Annotated in this window: 25 protein-coding genes; 17 read left to right on the top strand and 8 right to left on the bottom strand. The window is 46.6% G+C overall.

The window, feature by feature from the left end; all coding sequences use genetic code 11:
- Nucleotides 1–63: 63 nt before the first annotated feature.
- Nucleotides 64–1,275, bottom strand: coding sequence for an asparaginase (locus tag MHB71_RS14935; protein ID WP_340030038.1), 1,212 nt, complete (start codon nt 1,273–1,275; stop codon nt 64–66).
- A gap of 486 nt (nt 1,276–1,761) precedes the next feature.
- Here MHB71_RS14935 and MHB71_RS14930 point away from each other — a divergent pair, with 486 nt between their 5' ends.
- Entirely contained in the window at nt 1,762–2,964 is a 1,203-nt protein-coding gene (locus MHB71_RS14930) for a cytochrome P450 (protein ID WP_340030037.1), read from the top strand.
- 110 nt (nt 2,965–3,074) lie between these two features.
- Here the strand turns inward: MHB71_RS14930 and MHB71_RS14925 are convergent, their stop codons facing one another.
- On the bottom strand, nt 3,075–4,286 hold the full coding sequence (locus tag MHB71_RS14925; RefSeq protein WP_036609709.1) for an MFS transporter: 1,212 nt from the start codon (nt 4,284–4,286) through the stop codon (nt 3,075–3,077).
- Nucleotides 4,287–4,490: 204 nt separating this feature from the next.
- Here MHB71_RS14925 and hemE point away from each other — a divergent pair, with 204 nt between their 5' ends.
- The 6 genes from hemE (at nt 4,491) to MHB71_RS14895 (ending at nt 10,981) form a co-directional block, all read left to right on the top strand.
- Nucleotides 4,491–5,555 (top strand): uroporphyrinogen decarboxylase, encoded by a 1,065-nt coding sequence (gene hemE, locus MHB71_RS14920; RefSeq protein WP_036609707.1) that lies wholly within the window; start codon nt 4,491–4,493, stop codon nt 5,553–5,555.
- Nucleotides 5,548–6,498 (top strand): ferrochelatase, encoded by a 951-nt coding sequence (gene hemH, locus MHB71_RS14915; RefSeq protein WP_253507249.1) that lies wholly within the window; start codon nt 5,548–5,550, stop codon nt 6,496–6,498. The genes hemE and hemH overlap by 8 nt, the downstream gene beginning before the upstream one ends.
- On the top strand, nt 6,498–7,922 hold the full coding sequence (gene hemY / locus MHB71_RS14910) for a protoporphyrinogen oxidase (protein WP_340030036.1): 1,425 nt from the start codon (nt 6,498–6,500) through the stop codon (nt 7,920–7,922). Before hemH ends, hemY begins: the two co-directional genes overlap by 1 nt.
- A gap of 181 nt (nt 7,923–8,103) precedes the next feature.
- Nucleotides 8,104–9,525, top strand: a complete 1,422-nt coding sequence (locus MHB71_RS14905) for a CapA family protein (RefSeq protein WP_340030035.1) — start codon at nt 8,104–8,106, stop codon at nt 9,523–9,525.
- A 24-nt stretch (nt 9,526–9,549) separates the two neighbouring features.
- Nucleotides 9,550–10,302 carry a glycerophosphodiester phosphodiesterase family protein gene (locus MHB71_RS14900; protein ID WP_047842367.1) on the top strand — a complete coding sequence of 251 codons (753 nt, stop codon included), beginning with the start codon at nt 9,550–9,552 and terminating at the stop codon, nt 10,300–10,302.
- Between the two features lie 46 nt (nt 10,303–10,348).
- The gene (locus MHB71_RS14895; protein WP_340030034.1) at nt 10,349–10,981 is read left to right on the top strand and encodes a fumarylacetoacetate hydrolase family protein; all 633 of its coding nucleotides are present in this window, start codon (nt 10,349–10,351) and stop codon (nt 10,979–10,981) included.
- A gap of 122 nt (nt 10,982–11,103) precedes the next feature.
- Here the strand turns inward: MHB71_RS14895 and MHB71_RS14890 are convergent, their stop codons facing one another.
- Complete coding sequence (locus tag MHB71_RS14890) at nt 11,104–11,511, bottom strand: hypothetical protein (protein WP_340030033.1); 408 nt, start codon at nt 11,509–11,511, stop codon at nt 11,104–11,106.
- Between the two features lie 386 nt (nt 11,512–11,897).
- Between MHB71_RS14890 and MHB71_RS14885 the strand changes: the two genes are divergently transcribed.
- The 9 genes from MHB71_RS14885 (at nt 11,898) to MHB71_RS14845 (ending at nt 21,346) form a co-directional block, all read left to right on the top strand.
- Nucleotides 11,898–12,455 (top strand): MarR family transcriptional regulator, encoded by a 558-nt coding sequence (locus MHB71_RS14885; protein WP_074094440.1) that lies wholly within the window; start codon nt 11,898–11,900, stop codon nt 12,453–12,455.
- A 59-nt stretch (nt 12,456–12,514) separates the two neighbouring features.
- Nucleotides 12,515–13,963: an aryl-sulfate sulfotransferase gene (locus MHB71_RS14880; protein ID WP_338708340.1), complete on the top strand. Its 1,449-nt coding sequence runs from the start codon at nt 12,515–12,517 to the stop codon at nt 13,961–13,963.
- Nucleotides 13,964–14,002: 39 nt separating this feature from the next.
- Nucleotides 14,003–15,031, top strand: a complete 1,029-nt coding sequence (locus MHB71_RS14875) for an ABC transporter substrate-binding protein (RefSeq protein ID WP_338708341.1) — start codon at nt 14,003–14,005, stop codon at nt 15,029–15,031.
- Between the two features lie 27 nt (nt 15,032–15,058).
- Nucleotides 15,059–15,835: an ABC transporter ATP-binding protein gene (locus tag MHB71_RS14870; protein WP_036670119.1), complete on the top strand. Its 777-nt coding sequence runs from the start codon at nt 15,059–15,061 to the stop codon at nt 15,833–15,835.
- A gap of 17 nt (nt 15,836–15,852) precedes the next feature.
- On the top strand, nt 15,853–16,626 hold the full coding sequence (locus MHB71_RS14865; RefSeq protein ID WP_340030032.1) for an ABC transporter permease: 774 nt from the start codon (nt 15,853–15,855) through the stop codon (nt 16,624–16,626).
- 228 nt (nt 16,627–16,854) lie between these two features.
- Nucleotides 16,855–17,664, top strand: coding sequence for a DUF92 domain-containing protein (locus MHB71_RS14860; RefSeq protein WP_076326951.1), 810 nt, complete (start codon nt 16,855–16,857; stop codon nt 17,662–17,664).
- Between the two features lie 12 nt (nt 17,665–17,676).
- A complete protein-coding gene (locus tag MHB71_RS14855) occupies nt 17,677–18,255 on the top strand; it encodes a TetR/AcrR family transcriptional regulator (RefSeq protein WP_036609680.1) in 579 nt (192 codons plus the stop codon).
- A gap of 60 nt (nt 18,256–18,315) precedes the next feature.
- Nucleotides 18,316–20,247, top strand: a complete 1,932-nt coding sequence (locus MHB71_RS14850; protein ID WP_340030030.1) for an ABC-F family ATP-binding cassette domain-containing protein — start codon at nt 18,316–18,318, stop codon at nt 20,245–20,247.
- A 160-nt stretch (nt 20,248–20,407) separates the two neighbouring features.
- Entirely contained in the window at nt 20,408–21,346 is a 939-nt protein-coding gene (locus MHB71_RS14845) for a hypothetical protein (RefSeq protein ID WP_340030029.1), read from the top strand.
- 119 nt (nt 21,347–21,465) lie between these two features.
- On the opposite strand, the gene MHB71_RS14840 is transcribed toward MHB71_RS14845, so the two are convergent.
- The 5 genes from MHB71_RS14840 to MHB71_RS14820 form a co-directional block, all read right to left on the bottom strand.
- Nucleotides 21,466–22,506: a M42 family metallopeptidase gene (locus tag MHB71_RS14840; protein ID WP_133384232.1), complete on the bottom strand. Its 1,041-nt coding sequence runs from the start codon at nt 22,504–22,506 to the stop codon at nt 21,466–21,468.
- A 113-nt stretch (nt 22,507–22,619) separates the two neighbouring features.
- Entirely contained in the window at nt 22,620–23,000 is a 381-nt protein-coding gene (locus MHB71_RS14835) for a lipopolysaccharide assembly protein LapA domain-containing protein (protein WP_047842377.1), read from the bottom strand.
- A gap of 132 nt (nt 23,001–23,132) precedes the next feature.
- Entirely contained in the window at nt 23,133–24,923 is a 1,791-nt protein-coding gene (gene pepF, locus MHB71_RS14830; RefSeq protein WP_036609671.1) for an oligoendopeptidase F, read from the bottom strand.
- A 213-nt stretch (nt 24,924–25,136) separates the two neighbouring features.
- Nucleotides 25,137–25,322 carry a hypothetical protein gene (locus tag MHB71_RS14825; protein ID WP_036609669.1) on the bottom strand — a complete coding sequence of 62 codons (186 nt, stop codon included), beginning with the start codon at nt 25,320–25,322 and terminating at the stop codon, nt 25,137–25,139.
- 3 nt (nt 25,323–25,325) lie between these two features.
- On the bottom strand, nt 25,326–25,559 hold the full coding sequence (locus MHB71_RS14820; RefSeq protein WP_017689395.1) for a hypothetical protein: 234 nt from the start codon (nt 25,557–25,559) through the stop codon (nt 25,326–25,328).
- Between the two features lie 162 nt (nt 25,560–25,721).
- Here MHB71_RS14820 and MHB71_RS14815 point away from each other — a divergent pair, with 162 nt between their 5' ends.
- On the top strand, nt 25,722–25,919 hold the full coding sequence (locus MHB71_RS14815) for a cold shock domain-containing protein (protein WP_017689394.1): 198 nt from the start codon (nt 25,722–25,724) through the stop codon (nt 25,917–25,919).
- The last annotated feature ends 61 nt before the right edge of the window (nt 25,920–25,980 follow it).

Below are 25,980 nucleotides of genomic sequence, written 5' to 3'. Positions count from 1 at the left end.
CTTGAATCACAGGGAGTATCGTCTCTTTCTTTGTATTTACAGATATTGTTGTAGTAGTTTTATTTATACTTCAGGTGTTCCGTACGTTTCAAACCATTTTTTGATGGTGTCAAAATCATCACTGAAGGACAAGCCCAGCATCAATAATACACGAGCTTGTTGTGGACTCAGGTTGTCGCCTGCAATGATACCTTTGCTGCCACCGTACACACTTCCTGAACCCGTCCGAGTGGTGGTCACAAAGATGACACCTTCTTCAATGGCTTTGGTACGAGCTTGTCCCATAGCTCTGGAGATACCGCCAGCTCCGGTACCGGAAGTCACAATTCCTTTGGCACCGCTGCTCACGAATCCTTCAATGGCTCCGCCGCCAGCTTCTTGATACGAGATCGCGATTTCTACTTTGGCCAGATCTGCCTTTGTGATTTTACTTAGATCAAATACGGGCTTTGCTGTGCCTTCAGGTTTCAAGGCACGTGCAGGAGCACGGTAGATTCGGATATTTTCTTCATCAATATATCCTACAGCGCCGAGCATCGGCGTTTCAAACGTATCTGTTCGATAATCATTTGTCTTGGTTACACCGCGAGCAAGCTGGATTGTGTCATTCAACATGAGTACTGTGCCAAATGAGGTGGTACGACCACTACCTGCAAGTTTGATGGCGTTGTACAGATTGGCTTGAGCGTCAGAACCGATGACGGTCCATGGGCGCATGGAGCCTGTGATCACGACAGGTTTGTCACTCTGAACCGTCATATCGAGGAAATAAGCGATTTCTTCCATTGTATCTGTACCCGTGGTAACGACAACACTGTCATACGTTGCCAGAGCTTTGTCTACCGTCTGCGACAAGTCATAGAGGTCGGTCATGCTATAGGAACCTGAACCTGAGTTTCCGAATTGGAGTGTGCTAACATCAGCAATCTTCTGTTTATCCGGTAAGGCATCTACCATCTCTCCAATGGGAAGTGTGCCTGCCTTGTAATTCTGGAAGCTGGTGGCATCCTCGGATTGACCAGCAATCGTTCCGCCAGTTCCGATCACCAATACATTAGGAAGTGCAGATTGTTTGGAAGAGTCTGGTATTGCAGGGATGGAAGTATTGCGAGCTGGAGTAGTAGTTGCTGTCTGAACAGCACCTGTTGTGCCTTTCACCTCTACCGTAGCTGCGTGCGCGGCGTAGGTTCCAATGGGGGACAACGAGATGGTCAATGCTGTTAAAGCTGCGGTACTCCATACGGCCCAGGGACGAAGATTGGATGTTTTACTCATGAATAGCACTCTCCTTCAAGTAAGTGTGATGTTAAGTTTGTTAAGAAGAATATGTATACCATTTCAAATTGATTGTATTTCATGTTAAATAATATGACAAGCATAGATAATGGTAGAGTAATCGATTACATTCGTAGATAATGAGAGTAAAATGATTATTTATGAGGAATTACGAAAGAATATTCATTTTGCTAGAGATATATAAGAGCTGGTTTTAGTAATTTTGAAGGAAAATAAACCCTTTTAATGTTAGTTAACATTACATAATGAGTCTTTTGTCCTGATAAAATGAAGAATTTCAATAAAAGAATGTCGAATTGGGACTCATATCAGAAGTAGGTAACAGAATGAGAGGATGATAGTAACGCATATTAGGTAATGGGGATCAATTACGGTCTAAAGAGTGGTTTCGTAATAGAGTTATGTTTATAATAGGGGTGATCACCATATGTAAATAAATATATAATATTGATTGGAGGAGAAACGATGAAACAGGCACCGAGAAAGTATGCAAATTACATTCCGATTCGGGAACTGGAGACTTTGGAAGAGAGGTTATCTCCCTTCAAGGTGTATGCAGAACTTCGTGATAACACTCCAGTCCGCTATGATGAGCATCGAGAATGTTGGGATGTTTTTGGTTATGAAGATGTGAAGTATGTTCTGAAAAATCCGAAACTATTCTCTTCTGCACGTGATCGTGCCAATACGAGCATGTTGACGACAGACCCTCCCAAACACAAACAGCTGCGTGATCTGGTGAACCAGGCGTTTACACCCAAGGCAATTGAAGCATTGGCTCCGCGTATTCAGGAAATCACAGATGAGTTAATTGCTCCACACCTGTCAGAAGGACATATGGAACTTATCGATGACCTTGCAACACCATTGCCCGTCATTGTCATTGCGGAATTGATCGGAGTCCCTGCGACGGATCGTCAAAAGTTCAAAGACTGGTCTGATGTATTGGTGAAAGGCGCGCGTGATGATAGTGAGCAGGCCTTCCAGGAGTTATTGGAGGAGAAAAAAAGAAATATGCAGGAGTTGCATATCTATTTCACTGGCATTATGGAAGAACGTCGGTTGCAGCCAAAAGATGATCTGATCTCATTACTGCTTGCTGCGGAGATTGATGGTCAGAAATTGACTTCAGATGAAGTGGTAGGCTTCTGTATTCTCTTACTTGCTGCCGGTAATGAAACAACAACCAACCTGATTACCAATGCGGTTCGTATTCTGTCTGAACAACCCGAGCTACAACAGGAGTTGCGCGAACATCCTGAGCGGATTACTTCTGCGATTGAAGAGACGTTGAGATATTATCCGCCAATTGTGGCGATTGGGCGGGTCGCCAAGGAAACTGTAGAGTTGAATGGTCAGACGATTCAAGCTGGAGAGCAGGTGATTTCCTGGGTTGGAGCAGCCAATCGGGACAGTGCCCAATTTGAAAACCCGGAAGACTTCATCTCTGATCGCAAACCTAACAGGCATATGGGCTTTGGTTTTGGCATTCATTTTTGTTTGGGTGCACCACTCGCTCGATTGGAGGCAAGGGTAGTTCTTCATACATTGCTTCAGCACATGGGAAACATTCAACTTATGCCGGGAACGGCTCTGCAACCGATACAAAGTGCCTTTGTGTTTGGTGTGAAACATTATCCGATACAATACAATCTAATAAATAAATAATTAAATGAATGGCACATGAATGACAAAAGCCGCTTTCAGGCCCATTAGGCGCTGGAAGCGGCTTTTTCTGATAAAACGTTTATATCGACTAGTTAAGAAATGATAGGGAATCAGGATTCCGGAATAGAAGCAGGTTTGTTATACAATTTGAATCGGACCCAAACCATATTGAGTAGTAACAGTCCGCCAGAGACGATAAACAGACCTTCGATCCCGATGAAACCTGCCATAAATCCTCCAATGATCGCTCCAAGCATGTTGCCCAGCGCCAGAGTACTCGTATTAAAACTGAATGCACGGCTGATCATGCTATCGGATGTATAGGAACGGATCAGGGCATTAACGCTCGGAAGCAAGCCACCCATGAACACACCCATCATGAAACGAACAAGAATGAGCTGCCACACGGTCTGAACAAATGCCTGCGGAATAAGCATGAGTCCTGTTCCTATGAGAGAGAACGTCAGCACCTTGTGAGGACCAATCCGGTCACTCAGCTTCCCGAGAATCGGAGACATGGCCATATTGGATAGTCCCGTAACTGCACCGACAAGTCCTGCCCAGAAGGCCACATTTACATCCGAAGCATGCAATTTTTGCACATACAGCGGCAAGAGTGACATGGGGCTAATCATCGCAAACTGCAACAGAAACGTCACAGCAAACAGTGCGGGCAGTTGAGGTGACTTGTTCAATTCCTTCAGACCGGATAATACGGATTGTGCCGGTAGTTTGGCTGCTTCTTGACGGTCAAACTTCTCTCTCACCAGGAACATGGCAAGCATGGAAGCAACAAAGATCAGTCCACCTGTAATGTAGAAAATGGGGCGGAAGCCTACCGCATCCGCTAACAATCCACCAATGAGTGGACCCAGGATGGTGCCGGCAACCTGCCCGGACTGACTGATTCCCATGGCAAAACCCATGCGGTCTTTCGGAGTGGTACCCGATATCAGTGCAACAGCTGCAGGATTGAAACCGGAGATGGTACCGTTAAGCAAACGCAATAAGAGAAGCTGCCAAGGATTCTGTGCCAGACCCATAAGGGCAATTACGATGGCCATCCCGAATCCCGAACGCAGTAGCATTACTTTTCGGCCATACTTGTCCGATAACTTGCCCCAGAGCGGTTGGAACAAAAATGAGGTGAGGAAATTGGCTGCAAAAATAAACCCCGCCCATATGCCAATTTCATGTTCGCCAACAACACCCAGATCTCTTGCGAGATAAAGAGACAAAAATGGGGTAATCATGGTCATGCCCGAATTGACCAAAAATTGTCCGAACCAAAGCACAATGAGGTTTACTTTCCACGTTTTCAAAGTGCTTTCACTTCCTTTCAAAGATATTTCTGTAATTCTCAAAAAAACACCATTCTTTCATTATAACATAATTGGCATATGAGGGATGGGTGTAAGGAATGTCATAGTATTGTCACGTAGAACGCATCTGCATGTGGTTGTTACGGCTGTTTAAAAAGGGCATAATGGTAATTATGAGTCCAAAAACTATTGGAGGCTTCTTACATGAGCTATAATGATCGACTGATTCGGGCAAGTTTTAAACAACAGGTAGACCGTGTCCCGGTATGGTACATGCGTCAAGCTGGACGTTACGATCCTGAATATCGCAAAATTAAAGAAAAGTACTCCTTGCTAGAAATCTGCAAACAACCCGAGCTGGCGGCTGAAGTTACACTCATGCCGGTACGCAAACTTGGTGTAGATGCGGCTATTTTGTATTCCGATATTATGAATCCGGTTGCCTCTCTGGGCATTGATTTTGACATTGTAAAAAATATTGGTCCAGTTATCGATAATCCTATTCGGTCCGCTGCAGATGTGGATCGGCTGCGTCCCATCGACGTAGAAGGAGATCTGTCACATATTCTGGAAACCATTCGAATTCTGGATAAGGAGCTTGATGTGCCTCTTATTACGTTTGCGGGCGCACCATTCACGATTGCGAGTTATCTGATTGAAGGACGACCTTCGAAAGGTTATATCCGCACCAAAACGATGATGTACAGCGAGCCTGAGGTGTGGCATAAGCTGATGCAGAAGCTTGGTGATATGGTTATTACATATGTCCGTGCGCATATTGCAAATGGCGGTAAGGCATTCCAGTTGTTTGACAGCTGGGTTGGAGCACTTTCTCCCAAAGACTTCAGAACATATGTGTTGCCTACGATTACCCGTATCTTTACCGAATTATCGGATTTGAATGTACCGAAGATTTATTTCCCTGGTGTTGCATCCGGTGAGTTGTTGCCAGCACTGCATAATCTGCAAGCCGATGTGATTGGACTCGACTGGAGAGTATCCATTTCGGAAGGGCGTCAACGTCTTGGTGGCAAATTTGCAGTACAGGGTAACCTGGACCCATATTTGCTGACTGCCCCGATGGAACTGATCAAGGAGCAAGCCAAAGTGATTATTGACGAAGGAATCAAGGAGCCGGGTTATATTTTCAACCTCGGACACGGATTATTTCCTGAAGCATCGCTAGAGAAGCTCAGAGAACTAACGGCGTATATTCATGAATATTCTGCCGAAGCAATGAAGAGTGGGGTGACGGTAACCAATGACTAATACTGTAGGTGTACTGGTGATGTCGTATGGCACACCGGAAAATATGGAGAGTGTTGAAGCGTATTACACACATATCCGCAGAGGACGTCCGCCTGAACCAGAGCAATTGAAAGAACTGACGGATCGTTATGAAGCCATTGTTGGCGGTGTTTTCCCACTTCGGGAGAACACAGACAATCAGGTCAAGGCCCTTCAAGAGACATTAAACCGCGATGAGCGTGGCACTGAGGTGGAATTCCGTTGTTATCAAGGACTGAAGCATGCCTATCCGTTTATTGAGGATGGCGTGGAGCAGATGGCGAAGGATGGAATTCAGACAGCGATTGGTATTGTACTGGCTCCTCATTTTTCCACGATGAGTGTAGGCAGTTATATCAAACGTGCGCGTGAAAAAGCAGAAGAGCTGGGCGTTCATATGTCCTTTATTGAGAGTTATCATCTGCATCCAAAGTTAATTCAGGCGTTGTCCACACGTGTCAGTGCCAAGCTGGATGCGTTCGAAGAAGCTGGAGCAAAACGCGGAGATGTGAAGGTGTTGTTTAGTGCGCACAGTCTGCCGGCGCGTATTGTGGAGATGGGTGATCCATACCCGCAACAATTGCTGGAGACTTCAGAAGTGATTGCCTCACGTGTAGGCATAACCAATTGGCAATTTACGTGGCAGAGTGCCGGACGAACAGCTGAGCCTTGGCTTGGACCGGATATTCTGGATACGTTACAGGAGCTTTCTCGTGAACAGGTAGAGGATGTGCTGGTGGCACCAATCGGGTTTGTCTCGGATCATCTCGAAGTGCTCTATGATCTCGATATCGAGGCCAAATCGATTGCCAAAGAGATCGACATGCGCCTGATGCGTATTGACTCTCTCAATAGCGATCCTCTATACATGGAGACGTTAAGCGACGTTATTATAAGCCAATGGCAGCAAGGGTCGGATGAGTAATGGGTGATAAGAAACGCCGTGTTGTTGTTGTCGGCGGTGGCCTTACCGGCCTCAGCGCGGCATTTTATATCCGCAAGCATTACCGGGAAGCGGGCGTTGAACCCGTGATTACTTTGGTCGAGAAAAGCTCGTCCATGGGAGGCATGATTGAGACACTGCACCGGGATGGATTTGTGATTGAAAAAGGGCCGGATTCTTTCCTGGCTCGCAAAACAGCAATGATTGATCTTGCCAAAGAATTGGAGATTGATCATGAATTGGTAAGTCAGAATCCGGAGTCGAAGAAAACGTATATCATGCAGCGTGGCAAGCTTCATCCTATGCCAGCAGGACTTGTGCTCGGTATCCCGACAGAACTAAGACCATTCTTGAGAAGTGGACTGGTCTCTCCGGCAGGCAAACTGCGGGCGTTGATGGATTTTGTCATCCCGCCGCGTCGTACAACAGAGGATGAATCGCTCGGTTATATGATTGAACGCCGTCTTGGAGCAGAAGTGCTGGAGAACTTGACGGAACCACTGCTCGCGGGAATCTATGCAGGTGATATGCGGCGATTGAGCCTCCAGGCTACCTTCCCGCAGTTCGGAGAAGTAGAGCGCGATTACGGCAGCTTGATCCGGGGCATGATGACGGGTCGCAAACCGGCTGAGACGCATACCGGAACAAAACGAAGTGCCTTTCTGAACTTTCGCCAGGGGTTGCAGAGCCTTGTTCACGCCCTCGTACATGAACTGCAGGATGTGGATCAACGTCTGAACACCGCGGTGAAGTCACTGCAACGTCTTGATGCAGCACAAACCAGATACCGTGTTGAACTGGATAATGGCGAAATGCTTGAAGCCGATGATGTAGTGGTTACTGTGCCAACATATGTTGCGTCGGGGCTGCTGAAGCCTCACGTCGATACAGCGGCACTGGATGCGATTAACTATGTATCTGTAGCCAATGTGGTGCTTGCTTTTGAGAAAAAAGAGGTCGAGCATGTATTCGATGGATCGGGTTTCCTTGTTCCGCGGAAAGAGGGCCGTAATATTACGGCTTGCACGTGGACATCGACGAAATGGCTGCATACCAGTCCCGATGATAAAGTACTGCTTCGCTGTTATGTTGGTCGCTCCGGTGACGAACAGAACGTAGAGCTTCCGGATGAAGCGCTGACGAATCTCGTTCTCAAGGATCTGAGAGAGACGATGGGTATTGAAGCAGTGCCGATCTTCTCCGAGATTACAAGGCTACGTAAATCCATGCCACAGTATCCGGTGGGACACCTCCAACATATTGCTGCCCTCCGTGAGGAGCTTGGCAGCAAATTACCGGGTGTGTACATTGCAGGTGCAGGTTATGAGGGCGTAGGTTTGCCTGATTGCATCAGACAAGCGAAGGAAATGTCTGTTCAGGCTACACAAGAGCTTGCAGCAGATTAAGTACAGCAAGAGAGCTGTCTCAAACGTAGAATTATCTACTGGAGAGATGGCTTTTTTATGTGAAGATCTGGAAGCTAACTGAGTTCATACCCTTTCAATCGATACAGTTCCAAGGAATGATGGAAATCCAGAATATGCCTGATATAATGGTATGTATGGCTGTGAAGAAGAGGAGTTGCTTATGTATCCCCCAAGATCAGAGCGAAGTGTAAAGAAGAAAAAAGGTAGTAAACGCACCCGCAATACAATCACAATCATCTGGACAGTTAATATTGTATTGATCATTGCAATTGGTCTGGTGGGCATTTTTTATGTCATTAATACACGTCAGCAACAGGCAGACCAGCCGGTGAAACAAGAAATCGTCGATCAGGATCAGCCTTCCATTGGAGACGATGCCAAAGGCGGCGATCAAGTAACTTCTCCAGACTCGGAATCTGATGAGACTTCGGAAGAAGAACACGAAGCTACGGATGAAGAGACAACAGCGGATGCAGATAAGACATCTGGAGTAGCGACACCTGACACTTCAAGCAATACCAATAGTGAGAAAGTAGAATCCGGAACGAAAAAACCTACGGCAGATTCGACACCGTCCGGCACAAAGGGAAATGCAGGTGCGGATCAGCAATCAGGGACGTCGAAACCTTCCAATTCAGCGAAGGATGTCACGATTAACTTTGTTGGTGATATTCAATTCTCGGGCAAAGTTGCTGAACTGCTGGATAAGAACGGTTATGATTATCCCTTTGCCAAACTCGGCAGATTATTCAAGGATGATGATCTTACCATCGGTAACCTGGAGACACCAATAACTCATGGTGGTACCAGTGCAGCTGACAAAACCTATGTGTACAAATCTTCGCCCAAAGCATTGGCGGCAATGGCCTCTGCGGGTTTTGATGCTGTCAATTTGGCTAACAATCATATTTTGGATCAGGGCGTAGAGGGCTTGGTGGATACGTTAACTTATCTCAAGGAATATGGCATAGCTCACACCGGGGCAGGTATGAACAGGGATGAGGCCTATGCACCAGCATATCTGGAACGCAAAGGCATGAAAATTGCATTGCTTGGGTTCTCCCGAGTTGTACCGGAAACGAGTTGGAAGGCGGAAGGCAATCGGGCTGGCGTGGCTGAAGCCTATGATTCTACAGGAGCAGTCAAAGCGATCCAGGAGGCCCGTAAGAAGGCTGATCTGGTGATCGTGGTTGCACATTGGGGAGAAGAACGTGTAAGTACTCCGAATAGTGACCAGACCCGATTGGCTCATGAGTTTGTAGATGCTGGCGCTGATCTGGTCATAGGTGGTCATCCTCATGTGTTGCAAGGGTTGGAGTACTATAAGGGGAAGTGGATTGCATACAGTACGGGAAATTTCATTTTCTCCAGATCAACAACCGAAGAGACTTGGAAAACGGCGGTATTTCAGGCTCGCTGTAGTCAAGATGCAGCTTGCAGCATGAAAGTTATCCCTTATGAGGCCGGGCTAGGTCAGGCCATTCCAATGATTGATGAGGCGAACAAACTGCTGTTGGAACAGATGGCAAAGCTCTCCCCGGGTATTCGATATGATGGGAATGGAGTCGCTTCGCCTAATTAAAAACCTTTTTGAGGAGGGAATCGAATGAACAACCTTTGTGTAGCACACCGTGGATTTTCTTCTATTGCACCAGAGAATACGATGGCTGCATTCCTGATGGCCATGGAGCGGCCTGAAGTTCAGTGGATGGAGCTGGATGTGCAGTTGTCGCGTGATGGTGTACCAGTGGTCATTCATGATTTTACAGTGGATCGCACGACAAATGGCAAGGGTCTGGTTCGGGAAACTGATTGGGCTGATCTGCAACGTCTGGATGCCGGAGCATGGAAAAACAAGTCTTACAAAGGCGAACGGATTCCGGCGCTGAGTGAATTGTTAGATCGCTCGTGCGGCAGAGTACGTTTGAACATTGAACTGAAAACGCAGGGAGACATGTACCCGGGTCTGCCTGCGGCTGTTATACATGAAGTGAGAAAAAGACATATGCAAAATGATGTTGTGATCACCTCATTTGAACCAGCCGCTCTGATCGAAGTGAAGAAACTTGCACCGGAGATCCAGACAGGGCTGATTATCGATGCACGACCAGGCGATCTGTTAACCGCCCTGCGGCAGATGAATTGTACATTCCTCTCGATTGGATACACCAATGTAGACAAATCCTTAATGAACGAGATGCGGAGTGCAGGCATTCGGGTGATGGCTTGGACAGTGGATGACAAGACCATTATGAAGAAACTGGCGGCGGTTGATCCAGAACTCATGTTATGTACGAACCGTCCTGACGTATGGGAGCTGGCATTTCAGGAGACGAGCAGCCGATTTTTCAGACCTTAACTTTACTATATGCACTAATGAATCCGATAAAGGTGGTAATATACCCATGTTGACTAACATTCGCAATGTATACTGTGTAGGACGCAATTATAAACTTCATGCGGAAGAATTGGGTAACGCGGTTCCGGATGAGCCAATGATCTTTATGAAACCTTCTCATGCAGTCGTGCCCCTGAATGGTGAAACGCTTGAATTGCCTGCTAGCAAGGGTGAAGTTCACTATGAAGCTGAACTGGTCGTGCAAATCGGCCGGAGTTATGAGCCAGGTATGGCGGTAGATGAGCTGGTGGAGGCGTATGCATTTGGTGTTGATTTTACGTTACGTGACGTACAGAGCGTGATTAAGAAAAAAGGCCACCCATGGACAGCGGCCAAAGGGTTCAGAAATTCCGCTCCGGTTACTGCATTTCAGGCATTCCCGGGTGCGGCAGCTTTACTTGAGAAAGACTTTACATTGACCAAAAATGGTGAGGAAGTCCAGCGTGGTAACATTCGTAACATGATCTTCAGTTTACAAGATATTGTGGATTATGTAGGTCACCATTACGGCCTGGGGCCGGGCGATGTCATTTTTACAGGAACACCTGAAGGTGTTGGACCAACACAAGCAGGAGATGTGCTCGAACTGGCATGGGACGGCGAATCCTTGGGTGCCTGCACGATTGGGGTAGCACAATAAGGATTACACATCATACCTGCTTGAGGTGAGTAGGGTACAAGAAAGGGGCGTGAATACGCTCCTTTTTGCTGTGTTATCGTGGATATATGTTTATACCTTCATCGTACGGATACGCTACTAATTTACGCCAAGCTGTATGCTGTATTTGCGCTCTGTGTGACCAACTCTTCCAGTTCAGCTTGTTGTGCAGCATGTTGCTCCGAGCTGATACTTCCATTTGCGAGCCGTTCATCCAACTGCTCTCTGAGCTGTCTTACTTGTATAGCGATGACCTCATCCAAATTCCCGTTGTTTTCTTCCGTAATCGTCCTCAGTGACTTGCCGTTGTACAGTTCCTGGTACAGATCCGCTTCTGAAGCCTGATTCAGAGCGTCGAGCAGCTCATCACTGCTTCCCTCACGAGTGTCCAAGTCAACGATGGACCATTTAGCAGTAGGTATGGGAGAGATGGCGGATTGGCCCCATGCTGTTCCAGCGAAGGACATAGTGACAATCATTGTGCCTATAATAATGACTCTTTTCATATTCATATGGATAATCCTCATTTCTGTAGTTGAGTACGAACTGAATCGTAGCTTGTCGTAGATGTAGTTGTTGATGTTTCGATCTGAGAATAGTGTAAACGGGAAACCTGAAGTGAAACTTAAAACAGGATAAGTAATTTCAAACCAGCGGGTAATGACGGTAAAAGTAGATCTATATTTTAATTCTCACTTGACAGGTTGGGTTAGTTGGTTATATGATAATCTCAATTATTTTAATACTCATTAAATGAACAGTGAACTAATTTGAACTGAAAACTGCATTGAGCTGATTGGACCACCAAAGGCTCCCGGGACTACTCCTCTAAGGAATGTCCTCGGGGGCCTTTTTTCGTATCTTTATTGAAGCTTCAAACGATCAGGGAGGTTATGAAATGAGTGATAGAGACTGGGAAGCGTTGGAGCGGACGGATTGGTTATTTCGCAAAATGGTCAGACGATTTGTCAAAGAGCGGGATCGCATCTCTGTAGAAGGTATCAGCCTGCCAGGCATGCTTATCCTGCACAAAATCATTCGTGAGGGAGAACAGCGGCTTGGAGATCTGGCAGAACAGTTGGACTTTACATCCGGTGCCATTACTGCTCTAACCGATAAGTTGGAAAAAAAGGGACTCACCATCCGCAGACGAAAGGAAGACGATCGCCGGACGGTTTTACTGGACATCACATCCAGCGGTCGGGAGATGTATGCGAGAAACAGCAATATAGGTGCCCGATGTATCACGCTTCTGTTTGAGGGTTTTACGAGTGAGGAACTGGAGCAGCAAAGTCAATTCTACGAGCGGGTAGTAGCGAATCTGGAGGGGTTCTCGGATACGGTGCTGGAATTGGCGGAGAGCAACGGGATACAAGAACATGATCGGTCCTCCGCAAGTGACCTTGAGCAGAAGCAACGGGAAAATACCGGGAAGAGGAACTATCTCAGTTATTGAGGTTGGGTCAAAGTAACGACATTTGATATACCACAAACATTCTAGGGGAGAGATGATCAATGGGACACTCAACAATATATCCAACTGGAGCGACGTTATACAATCCGGATAAGGCTTGGGGCGGTTATACCGTTTATCAGGCAGGTGAGGAAGGCGTAGTATTGATCGATATGAATGGCAAGGAGGTTCACCTGTGGAAAGGATTGTTAGGTTTTCCGGCCAAAATATTACCTGGCGGCTACGTGCTGGGCAGCACGGGTCGGAGAGATCCGAAGTTCGGTATTCAGGATAATGTCGATCTGGTTCAGGTGGATTGGGACGGCAACATTGTATGGAAATACAATAGCTACGAACACATCGAAGATCCGGGGTATGAGCCACTATGGTATGCCCGCCAGCATCATGATTATCAGCGTGAGGGGAATCCGGTAGGTTATTATGCACCTGGCCTTGCGCCAAAGACGAAGAGTGGTAAAACACTTATTCTGGCTCACAAAAATGTGAGTAACCCTCAAATTTCAGATAAGCCATTGCTTGATGATGCCATTATCGAAGTGGATTGGGAAGGGAAGGTACTCTGGGAGTGGCTGCCTAACGAACATTTTGAAGAATTAGGTTTTGATGAAGCTGCTCGAAATGTCCTGTTCCGTGATCCGAATACACGTTCTTTCGGTCATCTGGGTGGTGGTGTTGGTGACTGGTTACATATTAATTCTGCTTCTTATGTCGGACCCAACCGTTTCTATGAGGAAGGAGACGAACGGTTCCACCCCGACAATATTATCTGGGATGCCAGGGAGGCCAACATTATCGCCATTACAGACAGACAGAGTGGAAAGATCGTGTGGAGATTAGGGCCAGACTATACTTCACCTGAAGTGAAAAACATCGGCACAATTATCGGGCAGCATCATGCACATATTATTCCCCAAGGTCTACCGGGTGAAGGGAATTTGCTCGTATTCGACAATGGCGGGTGGGCAGGTTACGGCCTTCCAAATCCGGCTTCTCCATTTGGATTGAAACATGCGATTCGTGATCACTCCCGTGTACTGGAGATTAACCCGGTCACCCTGGAGATTGTCTGGCAATATACCTCGGCAGAAGCAGGTTTCTCGGTTCCGACGGATTCTTATAAATTTTATAGCCCATACATCAGTTCCGCCCAGCGTTTACCTAACGGCAACACCCTAATAACCGAGGGTTCCAATGGCAGATTGTTTGAAGTCACAGCGGAGCATGAGCTGGTCTGGGAGTATGTCTCCCCGTACACAGATGGGCGGAATACCAATATGGTCTATCGCTCATATCGAGTTCCTTATCAGTGGGTTCCGCAGTTGGAGAAACCGCAGGAAGTTGCCATCGAAGTCATTGATGTCTCCACCTACAGGGTCCCGGGAGCAGCACCCAAAGGTTCTGCATCCATCGTGAGCGTAGAGATAACTCTTCCATTTGTGGAGGGTGCAGCCTGTGTGGCAACGTCGGATGAAGGCAAGTCGGACGGTTAAGCGTCAAGAATCATGACTAGATCGAATGGGGTGTATATTGTGAGAAAACCATCCATAGTAACTGGCATATTGATATTATTTCTGGCAACGGCACTCCTATTATCCGGATGCAGTTCAAACGCAGCAGGATCTGGAGCAAAAGATGCTACCGGCAAGAATACCGATAATGTAAAAATTCGAATCGCAGATACAAGTACGAATCCAACGTTCAGGGTAGCCATTGCCAAAGGTTTTTTTGAAAACCGGGGCATTGATGCAGAGAGTATTACGTTTGGCTCACCGGCTGAAGGTGTAAATGCACTATTTATCAAACAGGTAGATATTGCGTACGGGGCGGACTTCCCTGTATTAAATGCTTTGTCTAAAGGGGAATATTCAGTCATCGCTTCTGCAGGCCAGACTACGGATGAAGCGGCAGCCGCCTGGAAGCTGTATGCAAGGGAGGATATTCAGAGTGGAGCGGATTTGAAGGGCAAGAAAGTGAGTTTCATTCGAGGCACATTTATTCCGTATCTATGGGATGAATATTTGAAAGATCAGGGGGTGGCGCTGAGTGATGTGACGCAAATTGGTCAGGGGGCTTTTGATGAAGCCTACATCGCACTGAAACAGGGAGACCTTGATGCCGCTTGGGTTATAGGTTCCGCGTTAACCGATAAATTCGATGCACTCGAAGGAGTACATCAGCTGACGGATATGTCTCAGACCCCTATACGCCTTGGTATGGGAGTGGTATCGAGTGATGAATTCATCCAGGCAAACCCTGAAAAGATCAGTGACTTCCTTGCGGCGCTGGATGAAGCATCCACGTATGCTCAAGCGCATCCTGAAGAAGTTGCGGATCTGATGTATCAAGAGACCAAACAGCCTAAAGATGCCACGTTGAAAGACCTTCCGATCAATCCATGGGAAGTTGGATTTACGCAGGCTGCTTATGATAGTTTGGCAGGTCAGAAGCAATATATGGTGGACACTGGAATCATCGAACAGGATTTTGATCTCGACTCCAAACTCGATCTGACTTCTCTCCAGCAGGCTCTGCCGGATAAAGTGACATATAGTAAATAATTTATATTGAAATGGGAGGTGTCCGTTATGTCCTTACCTGCAACTCAGCATACCATTCATATTGAACAGCTTCGGAAAACGTATCATGCCCCGACCAATGGGGATGTGCATTATATCATTAAGGATGTCGATCTGGTTATCAAGGGAGGAGAGTTCTTTGTCCTGCTTGGTCCCAGTGGGTGTGGCAAGTCAACGCTGCTGAATATGATTGCGGGTTTTATCTCCAAGTCGGGCGGACAGCTCAAGGTGGATAACAAGGAGATCGACAGACCGGGCAGGGATCGGGCAATGGTATTCCAGCAGGCGGATTCTTCTCTCTTTCCATGGCTAACTGTGAGGGAAAATGTTGAATTCGGACTTCGAATGTCCAAGGTGCCTAAGACACAACGACGTGAGATCTCTGATCGTTACATCCAGCTTGTGGGACTGAGTGCTCATGAGGGGAAATTTCCAAAAGAACTATCAGGTGGTATGAAGCAGCGTGTTCAATTGGCCCGCGTACTTGCGAATGACTCGGCGATCTTGCTGATGGATGAGCCATTCGGTGCGCTGGACGCCATGACGCGGCGGACCATGCAGAAAGAACTGGTTAATATTTGGAAAGAAACCCATAAAACCGTTATCTTTGTCACACACGATATTCAGGAGGCGTTATTGCTTGGTGAGCGCATAGGCATTATGTCTGTAGGTCCGGCTTCGAATATAACGGATATTTACCACAACAACTTACCTTACCCGAGGAACATCGCCTCGTCTGAGTTCAACACCCTGTACGACCGGATTCAAGGCCACTTTGAAGAATAATTGAGGTGATATACAAGATGAAATGGTTGGAGAAAAAATGGGTGTCTATCCCGCTTCTATGGGTAACGGTCATCTTAATCTGGCAGCTCGGTGCCCTCATCTATGGGCCTGACGTAATCCCTGGTCCGTGGCAGACGATCCTGGGAGCACGCGAACTGATTGCTGACGGTACGCTGATGGAGTATATCGGAATCAGCTTCACTCGTGTACTGGCGGGCTGGGTACTCGGAAGCATCATTGCTATCCCGGTAGGGCTGATTATTGGTAAAGTTCATCTCATCCGGCTGTTCGCGGAACCGTTCCTTAACTTTATACGTTTTATCCCGCCGATCGCCTTTATTACCTTATTTCTGGTGTGGTTCGGTATTGGAGAACAATCCAAGATCGCGCTTATTATGTACGCAACCTTCTTCATTGTTGTATTGAATACACTGACAGGTGTACTCTCCGTCGAAGAGGACAAAATCCGGTTGGCCCGCAGTATGGGAGCCAATGAACGGCAGATTCTGCTGCATGTGATTGTTCCGGCGACAACCCCGTATATCTTCACGGGTGTGCGACTGGCGATGGGAACCTCGTATATGGCCATAATCGGTGCTGAGATGATTGCCTCGAATGAGGGAGTGGGTTACTTAATCTGGAATTCCAGACTCTTTTTCCGAACAGATTGGATCTTTGTCGGGCTGATTTCCCTGGGTTTTATGGGATTCCTGACGGATCGATTGTTCAACTGGTTTGGTCGCAGAGTACTCTACCGATATGGGGTCATTGGAGGAGCGAAGCGGGTCTGAAACAGAACCTGGGAACACCGAATTCCAGACGTTACTTGAAGAGGGAGGGTATCTTGTTTTAACGTTTGATCAAAAACCTGTTTTGGCACTTCTACACGAGGCCAAAACAGGTTTTTTGTGTGCTGGCGTAAGGAGTTTCGGCATTGGGATCAAACCGTGGTATAATTGAATTTCAAAAATACAATAAACGTCATGCGGGCTGTACATACGCTGCATGCAGGAGACATTATGGATTGGATTATTGGCGCCGTATGCGCTTCTATGGTGGCAGGTGCTGCCTATGCGAAAAAGTCGCTAACCTTGTCTGGCTGCCTGGCAGCCATCATGATGGGAACGATATATTACGGAGCGGGTAACCTGTTCTGGTTTGGCACGTTATTGTTGTTTTTCATTACTTCAACGTTGCTCTCCAGGTTTCGTAAAGATCGGAAGCAGGAGCTGGAGAAATCCTATGCCAAGTCAGGAAATCGGGATGCCGGACAAGTGATGGCTAATGGTGGAATGGGTATGTTCCTATGTCTGGGATACTGGATATTTCCACATCCGGCATGGGTGTATGCTTTCATTGGTGTAATGGCTACCGTTACATCGGATACATGGGCAACCGAAATTGGGAGTCTCAGTCGCAAGCCGCCGCGCTCTGTTCTCACGTGGAAGGTACTTACGCCAGGTGCTTCAGGAGGTGTCTCACTTCTTGGCACCGTGGCTGCAGCCGTAGGCGGGGGTCTGATTGGTGCGGGAGCATTCTTGTTTTCCTGGATCGCCGGGATAGAAGGGCTTAGTCTGTTTAGTTGGACTTTTGTCGGTCTTGCAGGCGGGTTGGCAGGGGCTTTTGCCGATTCCTATCTGGGCGCAACGGTGCAGATGATGTATCGTTGTACTGTGTGTGGCCGTGAAGTTGAGGTACATGAACATTGCGGGCATCCAACGGTTCGGGCTCGTGGCTGGGCATGGATGAGTAACGACCTGGTGAACGTGCTTAGCTCGGTGATCGGCGGATGTGTGGCGATTGGTTTAGGTAACATTTTGGCGTTGTAAGGGGGAGTACATTTGAGCACTGTACAGGGAGACAAATCGGAGGCTATTTTGGATGCGGCCTATGGTATTTTTGGCTCGAAAGGTTTTTATGAGACCAAAATGTCTGATATTGCAGACGAAGCCGGCATCGCAAAAGGCACCATTTATTTATATTTCAAAAGCAAGGAACAATTATTTATCGCAGTATCCAAGCGGGACTGTAACAGTTTTATCAGCCGTCTTGAATATGCTTTGAACTCGTATGAGAACACAGGTGATAAACTTGGAGCAATAGCCAAGACCCACCTTACGTATTATTATGAGCGCCGCAATCATACCAAGCTCTTTTTTATGGCACCCAATAATGATCCGGATCTGATGAAATTCATGAAGGCATTTATGAATCAATACATGAGTATGGTGTGTGAGGTATTGGAAAGTGCAAGTGTACCTGAGCCTGTATTGCTCGCTGAAGCCTACATTGGAATTCTGGACCGGCTGAAGATGGATATCATGTTGAATCCGGAGTTTAATGAGGAACATCTGAACAAACGAATTGCTTTTGCAGCAGCATTGTTTCTGGACGGATGCCGTTCTTTTTTACAAGTTTAAAGTAAGTGCGCGGATGTACGTAATATTGAATTTTAATTCACAGAGAAGTGGGTACGAGCAATGAACATAATGACGGTAGAGCAAATTGCAAAAAGTTATGGCGAAAAAATATTGTTCAAGGATGCTTCATTTGGTATGGCTGATCAGGACAAGATTGGTGTCGTTGGGGTAAATGGAACCGGTAAATCCACGTTTTTGCGTGTGATATCTGGTATGGAACCTGCAGACGCGGGACAGATCTCGATCGGTAATGACGTACGTATTCAGTTCCTGGCGCAAAATCCGGATATCAATCCGGATAATACGGTACTGCAACAAGTATTCGAAGGTGACAGCATGGAAATGAAAACCGTGCGCGAATATACGGAAACGATGGAATTATTGGAACTGAATTCGTCCGATCCAGCGTTGCAAGAGCGGTTATTACGTTTGAATCAGCAAATGGAGCAGCTTCAGCTCTGGCAGATGGAGAGTGAAGCGAAGAGCATTTTGTCCAAATTGGGTATTCGTCAATTCGATGCACTGATGGGCACATTGTCTGGTGGACAACGCAAAAGGGTAGCACTTGCTGCTGCACTGATTCATCCTTGTGAACTGCTCATTCTGGATGAGCCTACGAACCATATTGATAATGATTCGGTCGTTTGGTTGGAGCAGTACTTGCAGAAGCGCCGCGGCGCACTGCTTATGATTACGCATGATCGGTATTTCCTGGATCGTGTGGCGAATGTCATGCTGGAATTGGATCATGGACGTTTGTTCCGATACGAAGCGAACTATACACGTTTCCTGGAACTGAAGGCGGAGCGCGAAGAACGGGAAGCTTCTTCGGAACAGAAGCGTAAGAATTTGCTTCGGACGGAGCTTGCATGGATTCGTCGTGGTGCCAAGGCTCGGACGACGAAACAAAAAGCGAGAATTGATCGCTTCGAACAACTCAAAGACCAACAAGGAGTCCAGCGCTCGGGTTCATTGGAAGTATCCGTTGGCTCCACTCGTTTGGGTAAAAAGATTCTGGAGATCGAGCATCTTTCCAAATCCGTGGGTGGCCGCACGCTGATCGAAGATCTGAGTTATATTGCTGTACCTGGAGATCGGGTAGGGATTGTCGGACCGAACGGTAGTGGTAAGTCCACGTTGCTTCAGATGATATCTGGCAAGCTGGAACCCGATGCAGGTGTGGTTGACGTTGGTCCTACGGTCAATCTGGGTTATTTCACACAGGAACATCAGGAGATGGACGAATCTCTTCGTGTGATTGAGTATATTAAAGAAGTGGCCGAGAATGTGAAAACGGCCGATGGCTCTCTGATTACAGCATCCCAGATGCTGGAGCGGTTCTTGTTTACCCCGGCATCCCAGTGGACGCCAATCTCACGTCTGTCTGGTGGAGAGAAGCGTCGCCTGTATCTGCTGCGTGTGCTGATGGCTGCTCCAAATGTATTGCTGCTGGATGAGCCGACGAATGATCTGGACATCCAGACACTCGCTGTACTTGAAGACTATCTGGACGATTTTCCTGGTGTTGTTTTTGTCGTATCCCATGATCGCTATTTCCTTGATCGTACTGTGGATAAAGTTTTGTCTTTTGAGGGCAACGGTGCTGTACGTGTACACGTCGGCGACTACAGTGAATATGCGGAATGGATGCTGAAAAATGCGCCTGGAACTAATCAAGAGAGTGATACAGGAGTAGCGAAGGTGAAGCAGTCATCGGAGAAAACGACGCCTGCTGTGTCAGCGGCTAAACCGAAGTTGAAATTCAGCTTTAAGGAGCAACGTGAATACGACCAGATTGATGAAAATATTGAGAAGGCTGAAGCCAATCTTGTCCGGATTAACAAAGAGATGGAAGAGTCATTTAGTGATTCTGCCCGTCTGCAGGAGTTGATGGCGGAGCAGGTTGAGGCTGAGCGTCATCTGGATGAATTGATGGAACGCTGGACCGTTCTGAATGAACTTGCAGAGCAGATTGAACAGAGCAAGTCTTGATTTATGGTTAACCATCGCCCTTTTTCCTTCGTGACATTATGTCGCATAGGAGGAGAGGGCGTTTTTTGTCTGCAAATTTGCGGATTAAAGTGAAACGTTCTGTATGTTCATAACGTTTTATAAGTAAAGAATTCCATAGAAGGGAGAGAACACCACACTTATGTATAAGGAAATTAATGAACAATTGGCAGTGCTCAAGGAAAAGGGGAGAATTTACGAGAAATGGACCAAACGTCTGGAGAAGCTTCAAACGGAGGAAAGCGAATGGGAAGCAAAGGTAAAACGTCGTCTGGAGCATCTCCAGAAGGAGCAGAAGGACGTTGATCGACTGAACAGTATGACATTGTCAGCATTTTTCTATCAATTGATTGGCAAAAAGACAGAACGGCTGGAGAAGGAAGAACTGGAATTCATGGAGAGCAAGGCTGCATACGACACCGCTTGTCGCATGTTACAAGACGTACAGGAGCAACGAATTCATGTGGAGCAGGAGTTGGAGGGCCAACGGCAGTATCAGTACTGGCAGAGTGACTACAACGCTCTGTGGGGGAAGAAGGAAGGTCGTCTGCTGGACCAGGATGCGGAATTGCAACAGATGGCTGAGAATCGGGAACATCTGGCGAGCGAGCTACAAGAACTGGATGAAGCTTTCCGGGAGGGAGAATATCTGCTCTATGCTCTTGAACGTGCCGAGAAGGCTTTGTCTTCGGCAGGTAATTGGGGGATATATGACATGATGGGCGGTGGAGTCATCTCCACGCATATCAAGCGAGGAAGAATGGATGACGCTCAGGTCGCCATCATGGATGCAGGTAAGCGTCTACGACGTTTTCAGAAGGAACTGGAGGATGTAGAGATGGCTGTACACGCGGATCTGCATCTGGGAGGTCTGCTTTCATTCGCAGACTATTTCTTCGATAACCTCTTCGTGGACTGGATGGTTCAGGACAAAATTCGCAAAGCCGAACGTCAGGTGAAGGATGGACTGAGTGCGGTTCGGAAAACCATGCATGTGTTAAGAAATGAAATACGTGACCATAAGGCAGAGTTAGAGATATTGGATCGTAAGTATCATGCATATGTCGAACAGGCAGATTAAAAGACATGACAACAAAGGCCCCTTCCAAGCACACCGAATTGTGTGCTTGGAAGGGGCCTTCTGCTTAGACGAACATGTGGATATTATTCATGACAATTTCGTCGATCAATGATTCTGTTTTACTTGGTTGTAATGTAGGCTGCGAGCAATCGTGCCGTATTCAGGACAGCATCCTTATGTGTACGCTCCATGGAATGAGATGCATGAACTCCAGGACCGATCAGTGCTGCACGGATATTGTTTCCTCCTCGTAATGCTGCACTGCCATCTGAGCCATAGTGGGGATAAATGTCCACGACGTAATCCATTCCATCTTGTTTGGCCAGTTCAATGAGACGGCTAGTCATATCATAGTCATACGGGCCAGAAGAATCTTTGGCACATATGGAAACGTCGGTTTCTTTACAGCTCAGGTCATCACCCATAGCTCCCATGTCTACAGCGATCATTTCACTGATTTCCGCAGGGATATATGATGCGCCATGTCCAACTTCTTCATAGTTCGAGATAAGCAGAGAGACGTTATGTAATGGTTTCCAGCCTTCACGATGTGCAGACTCAAGGATGCCAAAGAGGGCAGCCACGCTGGCTTTGTCGTCCAGATGACGTGATTTGATATAACCACTCGGCGTGATGACTGCGCGAGCATCAAAGGAGATAAAGTCGCCGACAGAGATCCCGAGTTTCAACACATCTTCCTTGGAGGAGACGACCTCATCGATTCGAACTTCCATATGGCTCTCGGACCGTTCAAAGGTACGTGCATCCGGATAAACGTGGACAGATGGATGAAGGGAGAGAATGGTGCCTGTGTATGTCTTTCCATCCCGAGTATGGATGCTGCAATATTCGTTTTCAATACTTTGCATCGAAAAGCCACCGACAGAGGTAAGCTTCAATGTGCCATAGGATGTAACCGAGCGTACCATGGCCCCTAGCGTATCCACGTGAGCGCTTAAAGCGATTGTCTTGGAAGAGTCCTGTCCGGGCAATGTAAGCACCGCACCGCCCTTGTTATTCAGCTCACAGGCGATGCCCAGTGCGGCTGCTTCCTTCCGGATCATCTCGATAATATGATGTGTGTAACCACTTGGGCTTGGTGTATCCAGCAATTTTTTCAGAAAAGACAGAACGTATGATTCATCAATTGTAAAACTCATTGTGTAATTTCCTCCTCGGATCATGGGTATGGTGTGAAACAAAATACAGCCTGTCTGGGGGAGAGAATGTGATACTACCATTCCTGACTCGCCAGCAGGCTGTCTCTGATTGGTTACAGTGTTCCCGTAGGGTTTCCTTTGCGCTGACTCTGGATCGAATCATTCTCCAATAGGCTGTCGGATTCATTTGAGTCAAGCGAATCCATCGATTTGAAAGAATCCAACGTAGATTTGCTTGTCGCGGAACTTTCCAATTCAGATACACGCAATTTCAATTGTTTGTTCTCGCGTTGCAGTCTGTATTGGCGATAGATGCCATATGACCCTACAATAATTCCACCGATCAGGGTACAGCCGAGAATCAGCAAGATCAGCGGGATTTGTACCGTGTTAAATAACAGGTTGACTTGTACGGAATCCACATTAATAACCGCAAAGATTCCCGTGAGCAGTGCAAAAACAAGACCTGCTATGAGTGCCCATTGCATTTTCATGGTGTTGCCTCCTTGTTGAACAATTGAGAACTAGATATGCATTACCCATATTCGGGTATGTTGCATCTTGCAATGATGATAAAATCCCCTGCCCAAACGGGCAAGGGATGCAGGTCACATGGAAAGACAACCTTATTTGGTTAGTTGCTCCATCTGTTCAATCAGTTCCTTGAAGACACTCATAGCTTCACGAATTGGCTGTGGTGTAGACATATCCACACCTGCTTTTTTCAGAATGTTGATGGAGTAATCACTGCCACCACTCTTCAGGAAGCCAAGATAACGGTCAACAGCCGGTTGGCCTTCTTCCAGGATTTGCTTGGAAAAGCTTGTTGCTGCGGAGAAGCCTGTAGCATATTTGTAAACGTAAAAGCTGTTATAGAAGTGGGGAATACGAGCCCATTCCATTTCAATTTCTTTGTCGACAGCCATGCCTTCTCCGTGATATTTAACGTTCAGATCATAATAGATCTCGGATAACAATTGTGGTGTTAATGCGTCACCTTGTTCCGCACGTTCATGAATGATTTTCTCGAATTCAGCAAACATGGTCTGACGGAATACCGTTGTACGGAATTGGTCGGCATAATAGGTCAACAGATACAATTTTTCCTTTGGATCTGTTGATTTGTTAAGCAGATAATCCATCAGCAACGCTTCGTTGGTTGTGGATGCAACCTCAGCCAGGAAGATGGTGTACTGGGCATCACGATACGGAAGTGTTGTATCAGAGTAATGTGAATGCAGAGCGTGACCCATTTCATGTGCGAGTGTGAACATGCTGTTCAGGTTATCTTTGTGATTCAACAAGACATACGGGTGAGTGCCGTAAGCGCCCCAAGCATATGCGCCTGAACGTTTATTTTCATTCTCATATATATCGATCCAACGGTTATCATATCCAGTCTGCAATGCGTCAGCATAGTCCTTGCCGAGTGGTTTCAGACCGTCTTTAACCGTTTGTTTCGCTTCCTCATAGGTAATATCCATTTTGTATTCGTCTACGAGTGGAGCGAACAGATCGTACATGTGCAATTGATCCACACCCAGCAACTTTTTGCGCAGGTCCATATAACGATGCAATAACGGAAGGCTCTCGTGAATGGTATCTACCAGATTCGTATACACATCCGTTGGAATGTTATCTCCGTAGAGGGACATTTCCATTACGGAAGGGTACTTCCGTACATTAGCGTAGAACATATTTTTGGTTACATTTGCATTCAAGGCAGCCGCAATTGTATTCTTCTGTTTGGCATAGGTTTCGTATACCGCTTTGAAGGCACGTTCGCGAACTTCGCGATTAGGATTCTCCAAGAACTGAATGTAGCTGCCGTGTGTCAGCTCAACTTCGTTACCATGTTCATCCTTGATTCTTGGGAACTTGAGATCGGCGTTATTCAGCATGCTGAATATTGTCTGTGGTGCTTGTGAAAGGTTGCCTACCTGTGCAAGCAAAGCCTCTTCTGCTTGGCTAAGAACGTGGGCTTTTTCGCGTTTCATCTCTTCCAGCGTAAATGTATAAGCAGAAAGTTTTTCGTTCGCAATAAATGCGTCCAACTGATCATCCGGCAGGGAAAGAATCTCCGGTGTGACAAAAGAAAGTGCTTCACCAACCCGTACGCCTAATTTCTGGGCTTTTTGGGACAGGTTTTGATATGTAGGATTCGCTGTGTCTTCATCTTGATGCATACGTGCGTACACAAAGAGGCGTTCTATTTTGAGGCTGATCTCATCTTCGAATTCGAAGCAAGATTTGAGTACATCAGGTTGATTCAGTTTGCCTTGGAATTCGGAGGCCTTCTTGGTCAAAGACGATACTTCTTCATATTCTTGATCCCAGGCTTTCTGATCGGCAAATAAATCTTCCAGTTTCCAGCTATGTTCAGCCGGCACCTCGGAACGTTTCAATAATTGACTCATGGAAATCCTCCTTTGATGATCTAATGAATGGTTGGACGAAGCTGCCTTCGTCTCGCTTGCCTGTGCGGAGAGAGACGAAGGAATCAGACTAAGTACCAGGATAACAGATAGCGATTTCTGGTATTTCAACGGCCTTCCTCCTTACGATACGAATAATCTCGTATAGTATGACCTTAGGCACGTTGAAATATTTGAGCATCTGGGTCCCCGTGATTAGGCTCCCATGTTATACAGAAAATAAACGATCAGGAAAAAGGCGAAACAAATGAGCAGGGTAGCAATAAGCGCCATTCCCCGTCTCAGTCGATCCGGGATGGAATTGCGTCCCAGAATAAGCACAATACCAAGGGAGAAGGCAAGGATAATAAAGATGACGACATTGCTTGAGTCAAGCTGCATGGGTTAGACCCCTTTGAAGGCAGCCATCAATTGACGCCATTCATCCTCACGGTTCTCAAAATCTGCTTTTGGGAAACGGCGTTCAGCCCAGTGCATTAATGCAGGACGGCTAAGGAATGTATGGCATTCTTCGCCCCACTCTTCCGAAATTTCTCGCAGTACGAGATATTTGCCTTGAACTTCTACGGTCATCATATTCCACTTGTCTGTTTTGTATATTTCATGTTTTTTTATCATAGGTAGTCTCCAAACTAACGGTTTTGGTAAAATGATACCGTACCCTACGATTCAAAGCAAATTTTTTCGACATTTATGGAAAGATAAATTGCAAAATGGAAGCCCATACAGTATAATAAGGGTATTCGCCATAGATGGCGATATTTTTAGGAGGTTTTTCATTTGAAAGGTACAGTTAAATGGTTTAACGCAGAAAAAGGCTATGGCTTTATTTCAGTTGAAGGCGGCGAGGACGTATTCGTACATTTCTCCGCAATCCAAGGAGATGGCTTCAAAACATTGGAAGAAGGTCAAGCGGTAGAATTCGAAATCACTGATGGAAACCGTGGTCCTCAAGCAGCTAACGTAAACAAACTGTAAGAATTTATCCGGTTAACGGACTTCTTATATATTATAAATTTATAGCTGAATATTAAGAACC

It is taken from the genome of Paenibacillus sp. FSL H7-0940 (genome assembly GCF_037979415.1).
GTDB classification, from domain to species: domain Bacteria; phylum Bacillota; class Bacilli; order Paenibacillales; family Paenibacillaceae; genus Paenibacillus; species Paenibacillus amylolyticus.
The sequence above is the reverse complement of the archived record's forward strand: the minus strand, read 5'-3'. Positions and strand labels throughout refer to the sequence as shown.